Below are 19,446 nucleotides of genomic sequence, written 5' to 3'. Positions count from 1 at the left end.
TTCAGGGGAGCGCAGGGAGTGAGCCGGTTTGTCTGTTTTGAAGGGGTTAACCATCGGCAGTATGTGGTCAGTGTGGACCACATCATTGCGCTGTATCCGTTGGCGCAGGAACGTAATTTTGTTAAGGGTGGGGTGGTGTTGGTGAGTGGGTTGGGGAAGGAAGGGCGGAATGTGGCGTTGGAGGTGGGGGGAGGGGAGATTCGGCGGTTGCAGAAGGTTTTGATGCAGGGGTGAGGGGGGGCGAAAAAGTGGGCCACTTTCCGGTGAGATTATTTAAAGGCACCAGGAGTCGAATAAATACATATCTTATTGATAGTGTTGTTATTTATTTATGTTGAATAAGCAGTCTATCTCTAAAACTACCTTTATGGTCTAAAATAGATTAGTTAAAAATCATCGAGGTATCTGTACGTCTATCTCCAGATCCAGTGAGCTCCGGATGTGGCCAGATCAATCCAGTAAAAACCTGGGGCCTTTAACCAACCCGTAAGGAACTCTCAAGAAATTTTGTACCAATCCACAGCTTTACTAGCTATGGTTTTTCATGGAATTGGCTTAATGAAGCCTTGCCTTGAATCTGATTTTGAAAATGCTCAGACATCGCTTCTGAAAAAATATTTATTACTCGATCTACGTCGTAGTCTGCGGAATGCTCCAGCAAAACAGCGTCGTGCATTGGCAGTTTTAGTTTTACCTCAGATATTGAACTCAAGCATAGCAGTGCTTTCTTGAATATTAATGAGGCAGTTCCTTGTACAACTTGACTGATAGCAGATCTTTTTTCTTTGCTTGTTAGTTCTCCTTTTCGATCGCGTTGCATATAATTGCCAAACGCAGTGCCAATTCTTCCCGTGCGTTGAAATTCTTCGTGGACTAAGACTTTCCAAGCTTCGAATGTTTTGAATTGGTCAAAAAATTTCTTAGCGTTTTGGCGATCTGCACCAAAACCCTGCGCTGCAGCAAGGATGTGTTGCCGCTTCATTCCATAGGCATAAGAAAGAAATAACCTCTTGGCTTGTTTTCTCTTTCTCTTATCGTCAAATATTTCTTCTGCAGCAATTTCATATACATCACTACTATTGTATAACGCTAATAATTTCTCGTCGCCGGAGAGTGCGGCCATTACGCCTGCTTCAAATTGATCGTAGTCTATGTATGACAACTGCTTATTCGTGTCTGGAATTAAAATGTCTCGATGGTGTTTTGCAAGATTTTGCAACGACGGGTCTTTGAAGTAGATTCTTGAGGTGATAGATCCAAAGCTATCGACGATCGGATAAATTCGATTTTGGCTCAATGGAATGGCTGCTAATACTCTACGTGAATTTTGAATTTTTCTTAAGCTAATTAGGTCCACTGCAAAGTTTGATTGCATAGGGACAAAATTTAAAATGTAATCCACGTCTAGACCGGTAAAATCAAACCCTTGGGGCTCTAGGTATTCGATAACGGCTTGGTCGGAAGGAACCTCTAGAGGCATATCGTAGTCGGAAGAGAAATTCTTCAATGCCATATAGAATTCAAATTCTATTTTGTTTTTATGGTGCCTAAGTTTTTCTTCAGAGATAGAAATGCCTTCGGACGCTGATTTTATTAGGTAGTCGTTTACGGGACGTTCGACTGCCATGAATCTATCCCATTCACCGGCAGTTTCTGCATCTTTTTTTACAACTTCGAAGCATTTCAATAATGCTTCGCCAATTGAAGAGAAAATGGCTTCATCTAGAGGTGCCTTGCGGTTAAAAATTTCTTTATATTTTGCAATAATTTCGTCGGAAACAAATGCGGATAGTAGCTGGGATATGTCTTTCTTGTCTCTTGATTCTCTTTCTTTTTTCTTTCCGGAGGTGAGGATTCGAAGTTCTTCAATGTCTGTAATGTTAGATGGTAATTTGTTTGTCGCCCGATAGAGCGATGGGGCAATTAACCATAAGTCATGGCAGACAAGCTCATGTTTTTGATCTACTAAGTCAGATATGGTGACTTCACCTAAAGTACCATCGGACCATAGGAAGGTTCTGTCTTGCCCTTGGTCTGTATAGTCAGCTATAAACAGTAAGGCTTTTTTTGATTCAGTCATATGGTGTGATCTCATCATAAAGATCGAGCATGGCTATTTTTTCTCGTTCGACCATAGGAATACCATTCGTAAAATATGGCTTGGCTCTGCTGCCGGTCCTTTTAAGTTTAGGGCCTAGCTTAGAAATCAAAGGTTTCAGTTGACTTTGATCAAAGTCACTACAAGCTAATAGGAAATTTCGTTGATGATAATATGGCCAGGTAGACTCAAATTTGGAAATGACATCAATTAAAATTTGTGTCTCATCAACACACTTTAGATAAATAAAAATTGCCGCTACTTCTGGTTGAAGTACGTCAGAATTTATTCTTGTGGTTGCTAGCGATATTAAGTTGATATTTTTGTACTTGCGATTTGCTAGAAGTAACCATAGATGAAAATTTTGCCAAGAGTGAACCGAGCGCTCATGGTCACTAAGATGGTTGTAGATATCACTGAGCTCTTGCTCGTTGAGGTCTAGAATCCCTAGAAGTCTACAGTACTGATCGGTCGAGGCCGCATGGTCCTCAAGTGAGCTAATTAAGAGTGCTTTTAAATCTGTTGCAATGGCTGCATGAATATCAAAAATGCCTGCATCAGTCAGTTTTATCAGTCGGTTTACCGCGAATCGAAACTGCCTGGACTGTGTTTGTTTATCTTCGATGCACTCTTTCAATATTTGATATATGTACTTTGCTGAACGCGCAATAACCCTTCTGCTTCTTGATCTCCACATGTTGTCGATAGTGATGCTTCGATCGTCAGATGTTGGGAAAAACTCATCAATTTCACTAGAGGTAGAGTCTTGGGTTAAGATTTTTGTTTTCCCAGAGTTTATATTCATTCCAACCTTTCTGAGCTGATTTATAAGCTCAGTCAACGCTTTCTTTGCGACTCTCGTGTTTGGACAAATTACCCTGATGTCGTCCACGTAGCGATAATAATCGTAACCTAATCGCACCATTTCATGGTCAATATCATTTAAGACGACGTTTGCGATGAATGACGATGCGTCGCGGTTTTGAGGTAGTCCGTGACGTTCACTGTATCCCCACCGCGACAAAAGGTTGCAGAGGGTTTGCACTGCATTCCTAATTAATACTTTGTTTGGGCCGGAAGTTTTTATGTTTTCAATTGATCGCTCAAAAGCTGTGCGAATTGTTTCAATTGTAATATTTTCATAGCAATTTATTAGATCGGTTGCTAGTAGTGATTGATTGTTGTTTAGAGCCGTTCTGGTCACACCTTCGAAAGTTTGCCATAAATCAATTCGGCTTTTAAATATATACTTTTCTGTTTTTCTTTCTTTGTTGAATCTGTGGCTTAGTACTCGATGAGATAAAAGTGGATCATAAAACTGTATCAGGAAGGTACAGATTGATTGATATATAAATCTGTCATAGAAGTCAGTTTCTAACGAGTACCTAATTCCTAGCCCTTTTTTAGGTATGTTGTAAACATTCCGGAAAGAGCCAATATATTGTCCATTCCCTTCACTTAACAACTCATGAAGCACTTCATGAAGTGATTGTTTATTTGAGAGAAGGTCTTTGTGTTGAAGTGTGTCAGTAAACCAGTCATCCCTCATGTCTTGGTTTAAATGTTGTAGGACACTGTCGACGTCGATTGGAAATGCTAAAACTTCTTTTCCATCTTGAGATAAGTCTGCTAAAGCGCCGCCTTTTTTTAGTAGCGGGGAAAGAATTGATCGAAGTTCTTGGAGCTTCTTTCGGTCGCGGGAGTTCAGATTGTCTGTATTGAAGGATTCAACCAATAGTTTCAGGTTTTTAAGACTATCGTCCTGCTCTGCCAGATGCGGAGTTCCTGCCGCGTCGGACACGAATTGTTCACTCATGTCTCATTCCTCGATCTATCCGGAGTTCAATAGTTTTTATCTATCTCTGTCTCAAATACCATTTTGGTGTGTGCCGACTCCCAAAGCTGCCCTTGGAAGCTAGGCTATCAAAATGCCATCAAGCGTACTATAGCCGTATCGTCAAAGACAGGCACAGAAATATTTTTTGACGAAACAGCATGCATCTAGGTGGTCAATTGCAGCCCAATTTGCATATGCGAGCCAAGATATTCTGCGATAGACCTGTACTGATTAAATAGGCGGATGTATGAGTTCTATTGAGATCTCATACATCCGCAACAGATATCATTGGAATAACTTGATTATTTGACTAATAAGTCTTACGGTTTCGATGGCTAATATCATAAGTAATTTTATGTTTTCCATTATTTCTTTTCCTTGTTTGGCTTATCTATGAGGTCACCATCTGCACCTATCTCAATCGCACGTTGCAAGAGCAGCTGATAATAGGGTGCAGGTATCTGTGACTTAAGTTTTTTCAGTACCAAATATGGGTTATATATGAGGACGAAATTGTAGGGGCCATAAGCACCTTCTTTCGTATCGATAAAGCCCAGCTCTTGAAGGACCTTCATATGCTGCCGCCAGGTCGTCACGTTCCGCTCCCCGGAATATCCCGACTCAATGGCATAAACAGATTCATTCTCAATAGTTAGCATGTTTTCATCCCACACCCTACACCACAGAGCAAAATACGTTTTTCCAGCGGCGACAGACTTTCCGGTATGCTTTTTTGCGAGATCGTCAATCATGTTGGTTATGAGTGAAAGAGTTCTAGGGATCGATGAATATCCATCATTGACTGTTCGATCCCATAGAAGGCTGGTATCTAGCTCTGGCCATAACTCTCCACGCATTTTCATTGCATTAAGATGGGCTTTACTTTTTCTCTTTTTTTTCTGAGTGGTATTCAAAGCTAGTAGAGCAGCAAGATTCTGGTCTAATACACCCGCAGACGTCTGATTGACGACAGTTGAGGGTTGGGCAGCGGCAGGTAGCGCTGGGGTTGGGAGTGAGGGGATAGGGGTATCAGTCATGATGCAATCTCCGAGTTAGTAATCTCAGCTGAAAGCCCGACCGTTCGGGAATCATTCGCTGAAACCAAGAGTCGACTAAAAAGCGTTATTTATCAAAGACTTAGAACGTGCAATCTGAACCCGATATTGCAGGTATATTCCAATCTGAGTATTGAGTAAGAGTAAGAAAATAGCCACTCAGATTTGAGTTGAAAATTTTTTGTCAACCAAACTGTTAAGAAACATGCATTTGCAAGCGTTTCGGTGCTCGCTGGGCTGTGCGTGCTCACCGTGCTGAGTGTGCTCCCGGTGATCGCGGGTTGTAGGGGGTTTGTAGACGTCCGATTCAGTGCTCCGAAAAAAAAACAATGGACGTTTCGGTGCTGGGGATACTCTGTTGAGAGGGCAAGAAGCGGGGGAGGAGGAGGAAAAATCCATGTGGTGGCGTTACTAGTAGCTGGCGATGTTGCGAAAAGCTGGCGAAGAAACCAATTCCTATCGCCCGTCTCTGGTCGGTTGCTGATCCTCGACTGTCATTTGAACTGCCATACCTTTCCTAAGCGAATAGTGAGCAATTTTACGGTCAACAGATAGTAGTAGCGCGTCGACTCAGCGCGCCGGTTCACGTGCGTATCGAGAAACCACGCCAGATGCTTTCGTTGCCAGGTCCATGGGTTATCTCGGTGCCAGCGTTCAGAAATGGCTGCTTGAATAGTCCTGGCTTGGCGGGTGTGACGTTCTCGTGTGGCATGCGCTCCAGTCAGCACTCCAGCCAGGAAAAGCTCCATGTCGTAGGGCTTACTCATGCTCGACCACCGATGTACGCCGATACCACGTCGATTCGACCGTGTCCCAGCTCATAGCTGATTTGTATACGTGCCTCTCGATCAAGGCCTGGATCGAGGCGCCTGCACCTGCCGCCATTGATGGGCGCTAGGTGATGTGTGATCTGCTCATAGCGTTCGCACGCATAAGCCGCGCGCAGTTCGTGGAAGCCTTTGAGGTTGTGTGTATGGAGGATATCTCGGGCGGGGCGGACGATTTCCAGTTGGAAATCGAGGTAGCTCTCGTTCGGTGCCAGCAGCTTGCGGCTACCGACGGGAGAGACCTGTTCGGCGTACCTGAGCGCTTCGCGAATATGGTCATCCACCGTGATCCAACGAGGCGCGGTTACGCCGCCGCGGCCACCTTTGGTGCCGTCCTGGATGTTGATCTTGTAGTAGTATTCGGCTTCACGCTTGAGTCGCGGTAGGTCGGCCAAAATCGCTTCGCGCAGACGCATGCCAGTGGCGCGTGCCAATTGTGCGATGGCGGCGGCACGCGGATGCTTTTCGCGGAGCGCCTCGATGACGCGTATCACGTGTTTGTGATCTTGACCTTGAGGATTTGTCGTGCGCACGGTGATGCGCTGCATTCCCAATGCCTTGCTCGGACTTGGCACTTTCACATAGTGATCACCGCGGAGCGCGCCCATGGTCCGGTTGACGCTGGACAATCGGTTTTGTGCAGTGGCGATGCTGAGTTCACCTTGGTCAACTTGCAGGCGCAAATGCCGGGCGTAGTCCAGTAATGTCTGCCGATCAATCTGCCGAGCGTCATTGAATCCTGGACCACCCTCAGATCGACACCACCGTACAAATGCCTGCCACCGATCACTGTGCGCTTTGACCGTCCCGTAATGCCCGCCGCCAAAGAGATCGCGTAAAGCCTGTGGCCCGGCGTAACTCAGTTGTCGGCCATAGCCAAAATTGCGTCCATCCCGTCTACATACTAATGCCATGATCTAACTCCTCTCGACCCCAAAACCCTTGAAACTTTCCCCACGTCATCCCGCCATGGATGTTGAGTGTTATCAGGGATCAAGGCCCCTGCGACCTGTGGGGATGTCCTCTAACGCGGGACTGGCGGCTCCTTACGACCGGGAGCAAGGGCATCTCATGATCTGGCCTCCTGAGCACCGTTACCGGTGGGCGGGTGGAGGCCGCGCTGGCTGACGAGACCAGCGCCTGAGAGATCCTGAGCCGGGTGAACGCAGCAATGCGATGACCGGGGCATGCCTGACTGTCAGTCAGGTGCAGTCCATTCCCTGGTCTGCGGCACCATCATCTGCATGGCTGTTGCTGGTGACATCGGCGTTTGTCACGCCAATTGTCACGAGGGGAATTGCCGCTGAGCCATGTGCGATCAGGGCTGCAGCAGTGTCAGGAGCGCCCGTCTCTTTCCAGTGAAAGAGACGGGCGCAGGTTGGCGCACGCGAAATGGCCAAGCGGATAGGTTGCTGCTGAGCAGATGGGTAGGGTGGTTGCCGCAGGGGCAACGATATTGAGTTGGCATCCATCACATGGGTAGTGACCGTACGAGCTGCCGGACGCGAATCGTACTTGCGGGTGAACCACCGCGGGGGCGGGGTGACCGTTAAGGCTCGGGTCACCTGGGATGCTGTCATCGACAGCGCTTGCGACTCCCGGTCTACGTCTGTGGACAATATTCGTCAAGCAGCGCGATATCAGAGATTTAGCGCCTGTGGATAAAACTGTCCCCCGGTGGACATCAGTGGTTTTCCACAGACGTAAGCTGTGCCAGCATTTTTTTCTTACGTATGGTCGTTTCAAACGGGGCGGCTTTGCAGCCACGTTTGAAAGGACCCGCGCGGAGGAGCTTCATGCGGTGCTGTGGGTAACTTCATAGCGAGTTGAGATGGTGGTGCGGCGGGTTACTCGTTCCTCTTGGCACTGCGTAGGCGCGTGACGTTCTCGCCCGTTCGCTTGGCAAACTCATGCGGCGTCATATGGTCCTCGCGGTTCGCCTCTAGAAACCGACTCCACCAGGTCATGATCATCCGGCGCCCTTCAAGGAACTCTGCATTATGGGTATAGGCGGCGCGCACGTTGTTGCGTTTCTTGCGGCTCATCTGCCGTTCGATGGCCGTCTCTGACCATAGGCCAGACTCGACCAGCGCACTGCACGCCATGGCGCGGAACCCGTGGCCGCAGATATCCCAGCCGTGGAGCGTTAATACCAAGGCTTACCCCAGGACGTTCAGGACGATTTCGGCAAAGGCTGCGACGTATCCAGTATGACCAGCACCCAGATCGGCCCATCAAGTCGTTGGCGGAATCAGTAGGGGCCGGTGCGATCGAGCTGATCATAAACGGCAGCCCGGTATTCCGATGCGAGGATGTGTCTGCTTTTGGGGTGCGCTGGTGGGCAGATAATTGCGTCGCCCCTTGGGTTGTTGGGGCTGCTTCGCAGCCCATCGCAGGCAAGCCAGCTCCTACACGGAGCGCATCGAACTCACGCTTTGTACAGTGCCTGTGGGGGCCGGCTTGCCGGCGGCGAGGCGGGGGTGATTTGTGGTTTACCACGGCGGAAACAAAAAAGGCCCACCTTTCGGTGAGCCTTTTGCGTACTGCGTATGGTGCCGGCACCAGGAATCGAACCCGGGACCTACTGATTACAAGTCAGTTGCTCTACCATCTGAGCTATACCGGCACAGGGGCGTCATTATAGCGACGGAATCGAGCCTGTAAACCACTTCCTCGCAATCTGCCTGCGATAGCCTAAGTCACCGAGGCAAAAGGAGAAATTTCTTACCAGCCGCGGTGGATGGTGTTCACGCTTGGCTCGGTTTTGCCGGGGTTGAAGAACAGCTTGTCGTTGTCGCAGCCGCGCTTGCGGCACGGGCTTTCGGTGGCGTGCAGGGGCAGGCCGCGGTCGCCGCCGAGCTGCATGCCGGGGGTGTTCCAGTCCAGCGTGGTGGGCTTGGCGGTCGGGGCGGGGCTGGCGCAGCCGGCCATGGCCAGGGCGACGGTCAGCAGGGCGAAAGATTTGGCGTGTTTCACGATGTTCGGTCCGTTCCAGATCGGTCTGTAGTAGGAGGCGCTTGAGGGTACCGCAGAGTGGCCGACGATTTTACCGGCGTTAACTCAGAGCTGGTAGCACAAGGGCTAGCAGCTGTGACGCGCTTCCGTTTTGCTGTCAGGTGGCTGTGCCGCTAAATGGGCTGGAAGAGTATCCAGCGTCTCCGACGCGCTCGGTTGTAGGACGGTGCTTTTCCTTATGTAAGAAAAGCCTGCCCCGGATAGCCGGCTGTCTCGAGTGAGTCCTTGGAGGGCGCATATCATACAGGTTTGCTGCGATATTGTCCCGGCTGGTGGCGATTTGATGGCGCTTTTATTCTGGCGCCTTGATGATTAATATATTTTACGTTTTCGTCTTGTTTGACTTTTATACGGCGGATAGCTAGGCTTTTGTTCATTATGTTGAACATCAAAGCTTTCAAGCTCCTCTCTACCTCCTGCCTTGTCTCCCGTGAACGTCACTGGACGGGCGACCTCTAGTGCCACCCTCCCTTCACAGCCTTAAACGTCTTTGCCTGGCGCCGATGCCTGCGCACTCGGCTGCTGTCGCCCATGGGAGGGCACCATGCGTTCCTGGATCTATCTGGTCGTTGCCATCACCGCCGAGGTGATCGGCACGGCGTCGATGAAACTCGCCGCCACTTCGTCCCCATTCATCGGGCATGCCGTCATGTACGTGATGATCTGCCTGTCGTATTTCTTCCTGGCCCTGGCGGTCAAGCGGGTGCCGGTGGGCGTCGCTTATGCGCTGTGGGAAGGCATCGGCATCGTGCTGATTACCCTGGTCAGCGTGCTCTGGCTGGGTGAAAGCCTGGGCTGGGCCAAGGCCGTGGGCCTGGCGGTGATGATTGCCGGCATCTTGCTGGTCAAGGCCGGTACCCGCAGCACACCTGCCAAAGCTGAAGGGGAGGCGCTGCCATGCTGATTCCGTTCTTGTGGCTGGGCTTGGCCATTGCCCTTGAAGTGCTGGCCAACCTGTTGCTCAAGTACTCCGACGGTTTCCGTCGCAAGGGGCTGGGCTTGGCCTCGATTGTTTGCGTGCTGGCGGCTTTTACCGCATTGGCGCAGGCGGTGCAGGACATCGAGTTGTCCTTGGCCTACGCCATCTGGGGTGGCTTCGGGATTCTGGCTACCGTGGCCATGGGCTGGGCGTTGTTTGGGCAGCGGCTGGTCGGGCGGGGGTGGTTGGGGTTGCTGTTGTTGCTGGTGGGGATGGGGTTGTTGAAGCTGGCTTGAGGGGCATTTTTTGCGAGGTGTTGGAGTTCTGCGTTTGGCTTGGGTCTGTTGGGGCTGCTTTGCAGCCCTTCGCGACACAAGGCCGCTCCTACGGTTTGCGGTCTCCTGCAGGTGTGATCTCAAGCACACTCGAAGGCTTATGCACAAGCGGCATTGGCCGCTTGCGCGAAAGGCATGCCGAAGGGCGTTACCACCGGTCTTTGCGCAAAGGCCTGTTTTTACTGGTTTTCAGAAGCTGTGTGGAATAAGCGAGGCGGTCTAAATAGCGATTGGATCCACTAAATCGCGATTTTCATCAAAAGCTTGTTCACAGAGTTATCCACAGGCTGTCAACTGCGTTCAGCCAGCACCAGCAGGTTGCGCGGGGTGAGGGGGTAGTCGCAGAACGTGCCGACTTTTACCTCGTAGCCTTGCTCGGCCAAAAACAGCGCGCGGTCGAGCACCAGCCACATCTCCAGCGGCCGGCGGAACAGCTTGCGCACCAGCTCAAGGTTGCGCACCTCGGCCAGGCGTTGCCAGCCGGCGGCTTCCAGGGCCTGCCAGTCGGGGCTGCCGGCCAGCTCCACATGCCGTAGCTCGGCCAGGTCGCGGCAGTATTGCTCGAAGGGTTTGGCCAGCCAGTCAACGGCAAGCGAGGGGGTCGGCAGGTACTGGTCGATGCCGCGTTGTTCGCGCTGCAGCAAATCGAAACCCAGGCGGCGGGCCATCGAGGTGTCGCGCTGGCGCCGTACCCGGGCGCTGGAAGTAACGGCCTCGCTCAGGGGCAGGCCCAGGTCTTCCCGTGACAACTGCAATAACGAACCCTTGGCGGCTGTGGATAACGGCTGGTAGGCCTCGGCCTGGGTACGGTTGTAGCAGCACGGGGCCACGGCCAGCTGACGGCAGCCGTGCTGGCTGGCCAGTTGCAGCAGGCGTACGTGCAGGTCGCCGCAGGCGTGCAGGGCGACCGCGCTGGTGTCGCGGGCCAGGTGCCGGGCGCTGTCGCTGGCCATCACATCCTGATGCACATGGGTGGCGGGCAGGTGGTGGTGTTCGCTCAGGGCCTGGCCGGCCTGCACCAGCTCGGCGTCGTATTCCAGGCAGGTCAGTTGCTGGCCGGGCTGCAGCAGGCGGCGGCCCAGGTGGCCCTTGCCCGAGCACCAGTCCAGCCAGTGGCGTGGCGCTTGCGCGAAGGCCAGGCGGCGGGTGAAGGCTTCGATCTGTTGCCATTTGCGCCCGGGCACGGCGACGTCCAGGCGGTGGCCGGCAGGGTGCAGGCCGGCGTCGGGCAGCTCGCCTGCGGCCGACAGTTGCAGGGATTGGGCGGCCAGCTGCGGGAAGGGTGCCGGGGCTGGCAACTGCTCGGGGTGGCGTGCGGCTTCGGCCTGTTCCAGGGTGCGTTGGCGCAGCCAGGTGGACAGCTCGGGGTGTTCGGCTTCCCAGCCCAGGTGCGGCAGGGTGAAGGGGCGCGGGCGCCACAGGTGCTGGTGCCGGGTGATGAAGTGGTCGAGTGCCTGGAAGCGCTCGAGCAGGTGGGGGGTGTGCAGGTAGGAGGGTGTGTTCATGCAGGCACCGGGGGCGCGGTCTGGAAGGGGGCGCCATGTGCCCCCATCGCCGGCAAGCCGGCTTCTACAGGTGCGGCGCATGGCTGTAGAAGCTGGCTTGCAGTGGGTTGAGGCTCAGCGGCCTTGGCTGGCGTCCACGCGCAACCAGCGTTCCAGCAGCTTGAAGCCTTGCACCAGCACGAACGAGATCAGCAGGTAGAACACCCCGGCGGCGAAGAAGATCTCCACCGGCAGGTAGGTGCGGGCGATGATGGTGCGCGCCATGCCGGTCAGCTCCAGCAGCGTCACGGTACTGGCCAGGGCGCTGGCCTTGAGCATCAGGATCACTTCGTTGCTGTAGGCCGGCAGGCCGATGCGCGCGGCGCGCGGCAGCATGATGTAGAAAAGCGTCTTGCCACGCGACATGCCCAGCGCCCGGGCGGCTTCGATCTCGCCCTTGGGGATGGCTTGCAACGCGCCACGCAAAATTTCGGCGATATAGGCGGCGGTGTGCAGGGTCATGGTCAGCACGGTGCACCAGAACGGGTCGCGCAGGTACGGCCACAGCGCGCTTGAGCGCACCACGTCGAACTGCGCCAGGCCGTAGTACACCAGAAACAGCTGCACCAGCAGCGGCGTGCCGCGGAAGAAGAAGATGTAGCTGAAGGGCACGGCGCGCACGTACCAGTGGCGCGAGGAGCGGGCGATACCCAGCGGGATGGCCAGGATCAGCCCGGCAACCACGGCGATGGCTACCAGCTCCAAGGTCAGGGTGGCGCCCTGGGCCAGGCGTGGCAGCCACTTGATGATGACTTCCCAGTTCATTTATTCGGCCCTCATGAAGCCGCGAGCGGCGCGCTTTTCCAGGAAGTGCATGCCGGTCATGGCAATGATGGTCAGGCCCAGGTAAATGCAGGCGGCCACCGCGTAGAAGGTGAACGGCTCCTTGGTCACGGTCACGCCGATTTGCGCGTGGCGCATGATTTCTTCAAGGCCGATCACCGACACCAGCGCGGTGTCTTTCATCAAAATCATGAACAGGTTGCCCAGGCCCGGCAGGGCCATGCGCCACATCTGCGGCAGGATGATCCGCGCCAGAATGCGCCCGCCCGACAGGCCCAGGGCCAGGCCCGCTTCGCGGTGGCCCTTGGGGATGGCCAGAATGGCGCCGCGGAACACTTCGGTGGCGTAGGCACCGAAGCACAGCCCCAGGGCGATTACCCCGGCGGCGAAGGCGCTGAGCTCAAGGCCCGGCATGTTCAGGGCTTCGCCGAGGCTGTTCATCAGCCCGACGGTGCCGAAATAGATCAGCAGTACCCAAAGCAGTTCAGGTACGCCGCGCACCAGCGTGGAATAGGTGCCGCCAAGCCATTGCAATGGTTTGATCGAGGAGGTCTTGGCCAGGGCGCCGAGCAGCCCCAGGACCAGCCCCAGCAGCAGGGCGCAAAGCGCCAGTTTTACGGTCATCAGGGTGCCGGCCATCATGGCCGGACCGAATCCGTGCAGGTCGATATTCATGGGTCGCTGCGTTCAAGGGACCGGCACCGCGCAAGGCGGTACCGGTCGAGGTGAATCATTCGATGCTGAACGGGAAGTACTTGTCGTTGATCTTCTTGTACGTGCCGTCGGCCTTGATTTCGGCCAGGGCCTTGTTCAGGTCGTCGCGCAGCTTGGTGTCACCCTTGCGCACGGCGATGCCGATCTTGTCGCTGTCCAGCACCGGCTCGCCCTTGAACTCGTAGTTCATGCCGTCCTTGCTCTTGAGCCACTCGTACTGCACGTACTTGTCGGCCAGGATGCCGTCGATGCGCCCGGACAGCAGGTCGAGGTAGGCGTTTTCCTGAGTGTCGTACAGCTTGATGTCGACGCCGCTGTAGTTGTCTTCAAGGTAGGTGCCGGCCAGGGTGGCGCGCTGGGTGCCGATGGTCTTGCCCTTGAGCGAGGCCTTGTCGGTTTTGAAGTCGACGTTCTTCGGCGCGATGAACTGCAGCTTGTTGGAGTAGTAGGGGTCGGTGAAGTCGACCGCCTGCTTGCGCTCGTCGGTGATCGACAGCGACGACACCAGGAAATCGAACTTCTTGGCGTTCAGGGCCGGGATGATGCCGTCCCAGTCGGAGGTCACCACCGAGCACTCGACCTTCATCTTGGCGCACAGGGCGTCGCCGATGTCCTTGTCGAAGCCGACGACGTTACCGCTGGCATCCTTGTTGTTGAACGGTGGGTAGGCGGCTTCGATGCCCATGCGCAGTTTTTCTGCGGCCATGGCGTTGGCCGACATCACCAGGGTGGCAGCGGCTGCCAGGAGGAACTTCTTGTAAGTGTGCATGTATTGCTCCGTTAGCGGTGGCTGGACATGAATTGCTTGCAACGCGCCGAGTTCGGGTTTTCGAAGACCTGCTGCGGCGATCCCTGCTCTTCGACCAGGCCCTGGTGCAGGAACACCACTTCACTGGACACCTGGCGGGCAAAGTTCATCTCGTGCGTCACCAGCAGCATGGTACGGCCTTCTTCGGCGAGGGCGCGGATGACGTTAAGCACTTCCTGGACCATTTCCGGGTCGAGGGCCGAAGTCGGCTCGTCGAACAGGATCACCTTTGGCTGCATGGCCAGGGTGCGGGCGATGGCGGCGCGTTGCTGCTGGCCACCGGAAAGCTGGGCGGGGTAGGCGTGGCGGCGCTCATAAATGCCGACCTTGTTCAGCAGCGCTTCGGCGGCTTCGATGGCCTCGGCCTTGCTTTGGCCGAGCACGCGGCGCGGTGCCTCGATGATGTTGTCGAGCACCGACATGTGCGGCCACAGGTTGAAATTCTGGAAGACGAAGCCGATTTCGCTGCGCAGGCGGTTGATCTGGCGGCTGTCGGCGGCAATCAGGTCGCCGTTTTTCTGCGCCTTGAGCTTGAGGGCTTCACCGGCCACCAGGATTTCCCCTTGGTGCGGGTTCTCGAGCAGGTTGATGCAGCGCAGCAGGGTGGACTTGCCCGAGCCGGACGAGCCGAGGATGGAGATCACGTCACCGTCGCGCGCGGTCAGCGAAATGCCCTTGAGAATTTCCTGCTCGCCGTAGCGTTTGTGCAGGTTGCGGATTTCCAGCGCGGGCGTGGCCTGGGCCATGTGCGGTCCTCATGTGTTCGGGTGCGTTCCCAGCTGTTGGCGGCCTTCCTGGCGAGCGCCACGCTAGCATAGCGGCGCAACGTGGGCCAACGGGGTCGCAAGGGGCTTCGGTTGTTGGTGGGGCAGTTTGTCGCATCGTTGCAGTGGACTGTCGCGAGGATGTCCGCAATAGCACTTTGCCCGGCACCGGAGCCTTGATGAAAAAAGGCGCGATGGTGCCAGCTTTGGCCCGTTGTTGGAAGCGCTTTAGACCATTTCCTCCCTGTGGCAGCCGGCTTGCCGGCTACAGAAGTAGATCAAGCGGGTTGTACCTTCGGGTTGCACTTTTTTGCCTTGCACTGGTGCAAAGGTGTTACCGAGGGGCACCATTGGTGCGTTTGTAAGTGAGTATTTCAGTAATCCGGACTTGGCACGGGGGTTTGGCGGCCTTTCGGTCAAGACCTGGCCAAAAGCCCTGCAGGGCGCGTCGTTATTGAGTTTTCAGAAACGCCCGACCAATGTATTCAGCAAGTGGCGCGCTTATTGCCAGCAAGAAAGCGCCGATTGCAGCGACGCCTAAATCAACCCCGGGCGCGCTTCGTATAGCAGTCGGAGTGGTCCACTCCTTACAAAGGTAGTTTTATGAGCGGTAACAATTCCAATGACCTCGCTCAGGGGCTCAAGCAACGGCATGTGACCATGCTGTCCATCGCAGGCGTGATCGGCGCCGGCCTGTTCGTCGGCTCCGGCCACGCTATCGCGGCTGCCGGCCCTGCCGTGCTGCTGGCCTATGCCGCCGCCGGTACGCTGGTGGTGCTGGTGATGCGCATGCTCGGTGAAATGGCGGTCGCCTCGCCCGACACCGGTTCGTTCTCCACCTACGCCGACCGCGCCATCGGGCGCTGGGCCGGCTTCACCATTGGCTGGCTGTACTGGTGGTTCTGGGTGCTGGTGATCCCGCTGGAGGCAAACGCTGCGGCGGCCATTCTGCACGCCTGGTTCCCGTCCGTGGACCTGTGGGCGTTCTCGCTGATCATCACCCTGGCACTGACCATCACCAACCTGTTCAGCGTTAAAAACTACGGTGAGTTCGAGTTCTGGTTCGCCCTGCTCAAGGTGCTGGCGATCATCGGCTTTATCGTGGTCGGTTGCGCCGCCATGTTCGGCATGGTGCCGGGCAGCCAGGTCAGCGGCGTCAGCCACCTGTTCGACACCCAAGGCTTCATGCCCAATGGCCTGGGCGCAGTGCTGGCGGCCATGCTGACCACCATGTTCTCGTTCATGGGTACCGAAATCGTCACCATCGCTGCTGCCGAATCGAAAGACCCGGGCAAGCAGATCAGCCGCGCCACCAACTCGGTGATCTGGCGTATCTGCCTGTTCTACCTGGTGTCGATCTTCCTGGTGGTGGCCATGGTGCCGTGGAACGACCCGACCCTGGCCGAGAAGGGCTCGTACCAGACCGTGCTCAGCCTGATCGGCGTACCGAATGCCAAGCTGATCGTCGACATCGTCGTGCTGATTGCCGTTACCAGCTGCCTGAACTCGGCGCTGTACACCTCCTCGCGCATGCTGTTCTCGCTGAGCAAGCGTGGCGACGCCCCGGCCATTGCCCAGCGCACCACCAAGGCCGGCACCCCGCACTGGGCAGTGCTGCTGTCTACGGCTGCAGCCTTCCTGTGCGTGTTTGCCAACTTCCTGGCCCCGGCCGAGGTGTTCGAGTTCCTGCTGGCCAGCTCCGGCGCCATCGCCCTGCTGGTGTACCTGGTGATCGCCGTGTCGCAACTGCGCATGCGCGCCCAGCGTGAAGCCAGCGGCGAGAAGATCTCGTTCAAGATGTGGATGTTCCCGGGCCTGACCTGGGCGACCATCGCGTTCATCGTCGCCGTGCTGGTGGTGATGGCCCTGCGTGAAGACCACCGTGCCGAGATCATCGCCACGGCGCTGCTCAGCATTGGTGTGGTTGCTGCGGGCCTGCTGGTACACCGCAAGCGTGCGGCTGCCGGGCGCGTGGCGCTGGATAGCTGATTCGCGCTGGCTGCAATGAACAAAGGCCGCACCCTCTGCAGGGTGCGGCCTTTTTTTTGCCTGTGCGGGCCTCTTCGCGGGCAAGCCCGCTCCCACAGGGTTCAGCGCAGGCCCGGGAAGGCGCGCCCCTGTGGGAGCGGGCTTGCCCGCGAAAGGGCCGGAACAGGCCAAGCGCTGTCAGCCAAACTGCTTCTGCTGTTGCTGCTGCTTGGCCACCAGCTCGGATGCGGCGATATAGGCGTCCTGGAACTCGTCGCTTTCCAGCCAGGCCATGGTGGTGTCTTCGTCGGCGCCGTCCAGCCAGGTGCGGTAGGCGTTGAACACCAGCACGATGTAGTCGGTGGCGTGTTCTTCCTTGTGGCCTTTGAGTACCAGGGCCAGCAGCGGGTCAACCAGAAACACCGAAATCATCGCCACCAGGCTGGTTTGCTGTGCGGCTTTCATCTTGTCGAACAGCTCCTTGTAGCTGTCGGACTCCATGGCCTTGTTGAACACCTGCTCGACACTGGCGCTGTCGCCAGCGCTGGCCTTGACCGCCTGGCCGCTGCGCACCATGCGGTTTTGCTTGGCCTTGGCGGCGGCGCGCTTGGCGCGTTTCTGTTGCTTGTTGTTGGTGGCCATGGGGCGCGGTCCTTGGTGTGAATGCTAAAGGCGCGTATTGAAGCGCAGTTGCCCAAGAAACCCAAGCCTGCCCTATAGGCGAATGCGCCACCCTGTAGCAGCCGGCTTGCCGACGATGAGGCCGCTACAGGCCAAGCAAGGCCTCAGCCAGCTACCGCTGCCTCATCCTCCTCAAACCCCCGCGAAGCCCTCCCCACCAACAGCGCATCCGGCGCATGGGCCACGCTGTGGTCCTTGCCCGGGTAATCCAGCGAATGCAAAAAGTGCCGGATGCAGTTGATCCGCGCACGCTTCTTGTCGTCGGACTTGATCACCGTCCACGGCGCATCGGCGGTGTCGGTGTGGAAGAACATGGCTTCCTTGGCACCGGTGTAGTCGTCCCACTTGTCCAGCGACTTGATGTCGATGGGCGACAGCTTCCAGTGCTTGAGCGGGTCGTCGCGGCGCGAGATGAACCGGCGCAGTTGTTCTTCGCGGTTCACCGAGAACCAGAACTTGAACAGCAGGATGCCGCTGTTGCACAGCATGCGCTCCAGCTCCGGGGCCTGGCGCATGAACTCCAGGTACTGGTGCGGGGTGCAGAAGTCCATCACCCGCTCGACGCCGGCGCGGTTGTACCAGGAGCGGTCGAAGAACACCATTTCACCGGCGGTGGGCAGGTGCTGCACGTAACGCTGGAAGTACCACTGGCCCTTTTCCTGCTCTGATGGCTTCTCCAGGGCAACGATGCGTGCACCGCGCGGGTTCAGGTGCTCCATGAAGCGCTTGATGGTGCCGCCCTTGCCGGCAGCGTCGCGGCCCTCGAACAGGATGACGATGCGCTGGCCGGTTTCCTTCACCCAGTTCTGCACTTTCAACAGTTCGATCTGCAGGGCGTGCTTGGCCTTCTCGTAATCCTGGCGGCGCATGCGGGTGCGGTAGGGGTAGCTGGCCGGCAGGTGTGCCGAGGTGCTGTCTTCGCTTGAACCCTTGCGCGCGGTGGCGACCTGCAGGGCGGCGGGCTGCTGGCTGACCTGGGTGATGGTCTGCGGCTTGGCAGCGGGCTTGCGCGGGCGGCGGGTGCGGGTGGCGGGCTGGGCGCTGGCCGGCGTGGCTTCGGCGGGTGAGGGAAGCAGCAAGGTGGCGTCGTCGCTCATGGCGGTCCTTTTGATCGGGTCGGGTGTCCACCGGTCATCCTAGGGGGAAGGGGGTGGTGGCTTTTTGATGTCGATCAAATGGGGGCGGGCTTCACTTAAGTGGCTCATGGTTTGAAACAGGTGTGAATTGCTGTAGTGTGAACTGCAGTTTACATTCGCCTCATGCACACACTCATTCAGACTGACAGGTACATGAGGTGGTTTGCGGCCCTGAGGGATGCTCGAGCGCAAGCTCGCATCAATGTGCGGCTGCGTCGTGTCGAACTCGGGGCATTGGGAGACTGCAAGTCGGTGGGGGAAGGGGTGTTCGAACTACGGATCGACTACGGTCCCGGTTACAGGGTGTACTGCGTTCAGAGAGGGCATGAAGTGATTATCTTGTTGGCCGGCGGCGATAAGTCCAGCCAGACCAGGGATATCAAGTCAGCTCTCGCCCTGGCGCGCAATGTTTAGGAGGTGGCGATGACAGACGTCAAACTGAGCAGGTGGGATGCAGCAGACCATCTGAAAACTGAACAGGACATGGCTCTCTATCTGGAGGCCTGCCTTGAGGAAAACGACCCAGCCCTGTTGGCTGCCGCCTTGGGCGATATCGCACGGGCCCGTGGGATGGCCCAACTGGCGCGTGATACCGGCCTTACCCGCGAAGGGCTGTACAAGGCGTTGTCCGCTGACGGTAACCCTAGCCTGGCGACCATCATGAAGGTGATGGCGGCGCTCGGGGTGCGCTTGCACGCCGAGGTTGTGCCGCCTCGGGCAGCAGGGTAAGGAAAGGGCGCAGTACTTTGCTGCGCCTGGCCCTGAATTGCAGACAACAAAAAACCCGCACTAGGCGGGTTTTTTGTGTCGCTTCGGGTAACTTTGCAACCACCAGAAGCTTGAAGGTGGTGCCCAGAGACGGAGTCGAACCGCCGACACGAGGATTTTCAATCCTCTGCTCTACCGACTGAGCTATCTGGGCGACGGGGTGAATTAAATAGATTTTCTGACGGGGCGTCAAC

The 19,446-nt window shown here is 56.0% G+C and carries 18 protein-coding genes, 2 tRNA genes and 1 pseudogene; 5 read left to right on the top strand and 16 right to left on the bottom strand.

What is annotated here, in order from left to right; genetic code table 11:
* Positions 1-532: 532 nt before the first annotated feature.
* The 8 genes and pseudogenes from KSS93_RS00425 to KSS93_RS00390 form a co-directional block, all read right to left on the bottom strand.
* Positions 533-2,080 carry a DNA polymerase gene (locus KSS93_RS00425; protein ID WP_217886707.1) on the bottom strand — a complete coding sequence of 516 codons (1,548 nt, stop codon included), beginning with the start codon at positions 2,078-2,080 and terminating at the stop codon, positions 533-535.
* Positions 2,073-3,914, bottom strand: coding sequence for an RNA-directed DNA polymerase (locus KSS93_RS00420; protein ID WP_225917277.1), 1,842 nt, complete (start codon positions 3,912-3,914; stop codon positions 2,073-2,075). The genes KSS93_RS00425 and KSS93_RS00420 overlap by 8 nt, the downstream gene beginning before the upstream one ends.
* A 386-nt stretch (positions 3,915-4,300) precedes the next feature.
* On the bottom strand, positions 4,301-4,972 hold the full coding sequence (locus KSS93_RS00415; RefSeq protein WP_217886706.1) for a hypothetical protein: 672 nt from the start codon (positions 4,970-4,972) through the stop codon (positions 4,301-4,303).
* A 512-nt stretch (positions 4,973-5,484) separates the two neighbouring features.
* Positions 5,485-5,757 (bottom strand): hypothetical protein, encoded by a 273-nt coding sequence (locus KSS93_RS00410; RefSeq protein ID WP_217886705.1) that lies wholly within the window; start codon positions 5,755-5,757, stop codon positions 5,485-5,487.
* Complete coding sequence (locus tag KSS93_RS00405) at positions 5,754-6,731, bottom strand: integrase domain-containing protein (RefSeq protein ID WP_217886704.1); 978 nt, start codon at positions 6,729-6,731, stop codon at positions 5,754-5,756. The genes KSS93_RS00410 and KSS93_RS00405 overlap by 4 nt, the downstream gene beginning before the upstream one ends.
* Positions 6,732-7,664: 933 nt before the next feature.
* Positions 7,665-7,949 (bottom strand): annotated as a pseudogene (locus tag KSS93_RS00400) (tyrosine-type recombinase/integrase); the annotation flags it as partial.
* A 418-nt stretch (positions 7,950-8,367) separates the two neighbouring features.
* Positions 8,368-8,443 (bottom strand) — tRNA-Thr (locus tag KSS93_RS00395).
* Positions 8,444-8,541: 98 nt separating this feature from the next.
* Complete coding sequence (locus tag KSS93_RS00390; RefSeq protein ID WP_437182083.1) at positions 8,542-8,793, bottom strand: hypothetical protein; 252 nt, start codon at positions 8,791-8,793, stop codon at positions 8,542-8,544.
* 583 nt (positions 8,794-9,376) lie between these two features.
* Here KSS93_RS00390 and KSS93_RS00385 point away from each other — a divergent pair.
* Entirely contained in the window at positions 9,377-9,736 is a 360-nt protein-coding gene (locus KSS93_RS00385; protein WP_217886703.1) for an SMR family transporter, read from the top strand.
* Positions 9,730-10,047: a multidrug/spermidine efflux SMR transporter subunit MdtI gene (gene mdtI, locus KSS93_RS00380; protein ID WP_217841367.1), complete on the top strand. Its 318-nt coding sequence runs from the start codon at positions 9,730-9,732 to the stop codon at positions 10,045-10,047. Before KSS93_RS00385 ends, mdtI begins: the two co-directional genes overlap by 7 nt.
* A gap of 329 nt (positions 10,048-10,376) precedes the next feature.
* On the opposite strand, the gene KSS93_RS00375 is transcribed toward mdtI, so the two are convergent.
* From KSS93_RS00375 to KSS93_RS00355, 5 genes are all read right to left on the bottom strand, one after another.
* On the bottom strand, positions 10,377-11,591 hold the full coding sequence (locus tag KSS93_RS00375; RefSeq protein ID WP_217886702.1) for a methyltransferase: 1,215 nt from the start codon (positions 11,589-11,591) through the stop codon (positions 10,377-10,379).
* Between the two features lie 114 nt (positions 11,592-11,705).
* A complete protein-coding gene (locus KSS93_RS00370) occupies positions 11,706-12,395 on the bottom strand; it encodes an ABC transporter permease (RefSeq protein ID WP_217886701.1) in 690 nt (229 codons plus the stop codon).
* Positions 12,396-13,088 carry an ABC transporter permease gene (locus tag KSS93_RS00365; RefSeq protein WP_217886700.1) on the bottom strand — a complete coding sequence of 231 codons (693 nt, stop codon included), beginning with the start codon at positions 13,086-13,088 and terminating at the stop codon, positions 12,396-12,398. It lies immediately after the preceding gene.
* Between the two features lie 55 nt (positions 13,089-13,143).
* Positions 13,144-13,896 (bottom strand): ABC transporter substrate-binding protein, encoded by a 753-nt coding sequence (locus KSS93_RS00360; RefSeq protein ID WP_217886699.1) that lies wholly within the window; start codon positions 13,894-13,896, stop codon positions 13,144-13,146.
* Positions 13,897-13,907: 11 nt separating this feature from the next.
* A complete protein-coding gene (locus KSS93_RS00355; protein WP_217886698.1) occupies positions 13,908-14,681 on the bottom strand; it encodes an ABC transporter ATP-binding protein in 774 nt (257 codons plus the stop codon).
* A gap of 621 nt (positions 14,682-15,302) precedes the next feature.
* Between KSS93_RS00355 and gabP the strand changes: the two genes are divergently transcribed.
* Positions 15,303-16,688, top strand: coding sequence for a GABA permease (gabP, locus tag KSS93_RS00350; RefSeq protein ID WP_217886697.1), 1,386 nt, complete (start codon positions 15,303-15,305; stop codon positions 16,686-16,688).
* Positions 16,689-16,865: 177 nt separating this feature from the next.
* Here gabP and KSS93_RS00345 read toward each other — a convergent pair whose 3' ends face one another.
* Both KSS93_RS00345 and ppk2 read right to left on the bottom strand, forming a co-directional pair.
* A complete protein-coding gene (locus KSS93_RS00345; protein ID WP_217886696.1) occupies positions 16,866-17,309 on the bottom strand; it encodes a hypothetical protein in 444 nt (147 codons plus the stop codon).
* Positions 17,310-17,452: 143 nt separating this feature from the next.
* The gene (ppk2, locus tag KSS93_RS00340) at positions 17,453-18,445 is read right to left on the bottom strand and encodes a polyphosphate kinase 2 (protein WP_225917275.1); all 993 of its coding nucleotides are present in this window, start codon (positions 18,443-18,445) and stop codon (positions 17,453-17,455) included.
* Positions 18,446-18,607: 162 nt separating this feature from the next.
* On the opposite strand from ppk2, the gene KSS93_RS00335 reads away from it, so the two are divergent.
* Together KSS93_RS00335 and KSS93_RS00330 are read left to right on the top strand one after the other, a co-directional pair.
* Entirely contained in the window at positions 18,608-18,898 is a 291-nt protein-coding gene (locus KSS93_RS00335; protein ID WP_217886695.1) for a type II toxin-antitoxin system RelE/ParE family toxin, read from the top strand.
* A gap of 9 nt (positions 18,899-18,907) precedes the next feature.
* Positions 18,908-19,213 (top strand): addiction module antidote protein, encoded by a 306-nt coding sequence (locus KSS93_RS00330; protein WP_217886694.1) that lies wholly within the window; start codon positions 18,908-18,910, stop codon positions 19,211-19,213.
* A gap of 117 nt (positions 19,214-19,330) precedes the next feature.
* On the opposite strand, the gene KSS93_RS00325 is transcribed toward KSS93_RS00330, so the two are convergent.
* Positions 19,331-19,406 (bottom strand) — tRNA-Phe (locus tag KSS93_RS00325).
* Positions 19,407-19,446: the final 40 nt, after the last annotated feature.

Origin of the sequence: Pseudomonas xanthosomatis (genome assembly GCF_019139835.1) — a bacterium.
GTDB classification, from domain to species: Bacteria; Pseudomonadota; Gammaproteobacteria; order Pseudomonadales; family Pseudomonadaceae; genus Aquipseudomonas; species Aquipseudomonas fakonensis.
Note: the sequence above shows the minus strand (reverse complement) of the source record. Positions and strands in the feature narration are given on the sequence as shown.

Bases quoted from the DNA above. Each gene is read 5' to 3' on its own strand.
- KSS93_RS00420 (WP_225917277.1), bottom strand. From the start codon at position 3,914: ATGAGTGAACAATTCGTGTCCGACGCGGCAGGAACTCCGCATCTGGCA.
- mdtI (WP_217841367.1), top strand. From the start codon at position 9,730: ATGCTGATTCCGTTCTTGTGGCTGGGCTTGGCCATTGCCCTTGAAGTG.
- KSS93_RS00370 (WP_217886701.1), bottom strand. From the start codon at position 12,395: ATGAACTGGGAAGTCATCATCAAGTGGCTGCCACGCCTGGCCCAGGGC.
- KSS93_RS00345 (WP_217886696.1), bottom strand. From the start codon at position 17,309: ATGGCCACCAACAACAAGCAACAGAAACGCGCCAAGCGCGCCGCCGCC.
- KSS93_RS00405 (WP_217886704.1), bottom strand. From the start codon at position 6,731: ATGGCATTAGTATGTAGACGGGATGGACGCAATTTTGGCTATGGCCGA.
- KSS93_RS00330 (WP_217886694.1), top strand. From the start codon at position 18,908: ATGACAGACGTCAAACTGAGCAGGTGGGATGCAGCAGACCATCTGAAA.
- KSS93_RS00410 (WP_217886705.1), bottom strand. From the start codon at position 5,757: ATGAGTAAGCCCTACGACATGGAGCTTTTCCTGGCTGGAGTGCTGACT.
- KSS93_RS00375 (WP_217886702.1), bottom strand. From the start codon at position 11,591: ATGAACACACCCTCCTACCTGCACACCCCCCACCTGCTCGAGCGCTTC.
- KSS93_RS00385 (WP_217886703.1), top strand. From the start codon at position 9,377: ATGCGTTCCTGGATCTATCTGGTCGTTGCCATCACCGCCGAGGTGATC.
- KSS93_RS00415 (WP_217886706.1), bottom strand. From the start codon at position 4,972: ATGACTGATACCCCTATCCCCTCACTCCCAACCCCAGCGCTACCTGCC.
- ppk2 (WP_225917275.1), bottom strand. From the start codon at position 18,445: ATGAGCGACGACGCCACCTTGCTGCTTCCCTCACCCGCCGAAGCCACG.
- KSS93_RS00360 (WP_217886699.1), bottom strand. From the start codon at position 13,896: ATGCACACTTACAAGAAGTTCCTCCTGGCAGCCGCTGCCACCCTGGTG.
- KSS93_RS00425 (WP_217886707.1), bottom strand. From the start codon at position 2,080: ATGACTGAATCAAAAAAAGCCTTACTGTTTATAGCTGACTATACAGAC.
- gabP (WP_217886697.1), top strand. From the start codon at position 15,303: ATGAGCGGTAACAATTCCAATGACCTCGCTCAGGGGCTCAAGCAACGG.
- KSS93_RS00365 (WP_217886700.1), bottom strand. From the start codon at position 13,088: ATGAATATCGACCTGCACGGATTCGGTCCGGCCATGATGGCCGGCACC.
- KSS93_RS00355 (WP_217886698.1), bottom strand. From the start codon at position 14,681: ATGGCCCAGGCCACGCCCGCGCTGGAAATCCGCAACCTGCACAAACGC.
- KSS93_RS00335 (WP_217886695.1), top strand. From the start codon at position 18,608: ATGCACACACTCATTCAGACTGACAGGTACATGAGGTGGTTTGCGGCC.